This window comes from Bradyrhizobium manausense (genome assembly GCF_001440035.1).
In the GTDB taxonomy this organism is placed as follows: domain Bacteria; phylum Pseudomonadota; class Alphaproteobacteria; order Rhizobiales; family Xanthobacteraceae; genus Bradyrhizobium; species Bradyrhizobium manausense.
The window spans coordinates 25,841-27,401 of sequence record NZ_LJYG01000033.1 but is presented as its reverse complement, the minus strand read 5'-3'; the positions used below and the strand labels follow the sequence as shown (position 1 = coordinate 27,401).

Annotated in this window: 1 protein-coding gene and 1 pseudogene; both read right to left on the bottom strand. The window is 63.7% G+C overall.

Translation table 11 applies throughout. The features are described from left to right. A pseudogene (locus AOQ71_RS47405) lies at nt 1–583 on the bottom strand (biotin/lipoyl-binding protein); the annotation flags it as partial. A 239-nt stretch (nt 584–822) separates the two neighbouring features. Then, nucleotides 823–1,561: ATP-binding cassette domain-containing protein (locus tag AOQ71_RS47400; protein ID WP_245316776.1), on the bottom strand; the 739-nt coding region annotated here is incomplete at its 5' end.

Below are 1,561 nucleotides of genomic sequence, written 5' to 3'. Positions count from 1 at the left end.
CGGCCAGCTCCCGCTGCAGGTTCAGGAGCCGCGGCCGCCGTTCGAGTCCCTTGTTGACGAGGGTCGCGACCATATCCAGTTCCTCCCGGACGATGTCGACCCGCTGCCCGGTGGCGGTTTCCTGAGCCTTGAGACCTTCGATCTCCTTCTCGACTTGACGCCTTCGTTCGCGAATGACCGCAAGCTGCGACTCGTGAACCTGCAGGCGCGCCTGGAAAATGAACTGCTGCGCCGACACCGCAGCGGCGGCCACGCCGCTCTGCCTGCTGTCCTGTTCCAGCGCGTCCGGAATTGCGATCCTCTCGAATCTCTGCTGCTCGGCTTGAAGCCGAGCGGCACGAGCAGCTGCATCCCAAAATTGGCCTTGAAGACTTTGCACCTCCGAGCTCGCCCTAGTGTCCTCCAGCGCGACCAGTGTTTGGCCGCTGCGCACGATATCGCCATCCGAAACCAGGATCTTGCTGATGATACCGCCTTCCAGATGCTGGATCGTCTTGCGACTCGATTCCGATTCCACGACGCCGGAGGCGATCGCGGCGCTCTCGAGCGGCGCGAGGCTCGCCCATGTCCCGAGCCCCAGCATGAAGCAGAGCACCAGCAGATTGCCCGCGACGGTGATACCGCGAAGCCTTCCGCGCGGAGAGGTCGGCGTGGGCGTCGAGCACCACGGAAATTCCAGAGGCTCGAAATCATCGATTGCGGTCACCACGACGCCAAATCGCGGGGCGGGCGGGGGGCTCGCCGGCGCTCGCATGAGCTGGTCCCAGATCACGGGAAGCCTCGAGACGGCGGGAAGCTTCCAGGTGGTGAGAGAGTTCCAGATCATGGCGCAATCTGCGAAGTAACCTGGGGGCGGCTCAGGTGCCGTTCGAAGATGTCCTCGCTGTCGCCGAACGCGGCGACCGCACCGTCCTCCATGATGGCAATCTTGTCCGTAGCGGCGAGAAGACCCGTCCGGTGAGTGATGACGACAAGGATGACGCCTGCGAGCTTCATGCGTTCGATGGCATCAAGGAGCATTCGCTCGCCCCCGTAGTCAAGGCTGGCGTTGGGTTCGTCGAGAACGATGAGGCGCGGACTGCCGAAGAAGGCGCGGGCAAGACCGAGGCGCTGCCGATACCCGCGCGAGAAGGTTGCTTCGCTCTGAACCACCGTGTCGTAACCCTCCGGCAGGCGCATGATCGCCCCATGGATTCCGGCGAGCTTGGCCGCTTCGACGACCTTCCGCCGGTCGGCATCTTCAAGGCGTGCGATGATGTCGTTGATGGTGTCGCCGATCAGGTTGATGTCCTGTGGGAGATATCCGAGGCGGTCGCCGTTTCGGCCCTCGCGAAGCAGCGGGACGTCGGTATTGTCGAGGAGGACACGGCCATGCGTCGGCATCGACAGCCCAGCGATCACTTGGCCGAGCAAGGACTTGCCTGACCCGGACGGACCGATAATGCCAAGGCATTCTCCGGGCGTGAGGCTGAACGAGACGCTGTTCAGCAGAAGATGGTTGGTCCCCGCAAGCCACACGCTGACATTATCGACGACGAGGCCGCTTCGCGCCTGCGGCGGG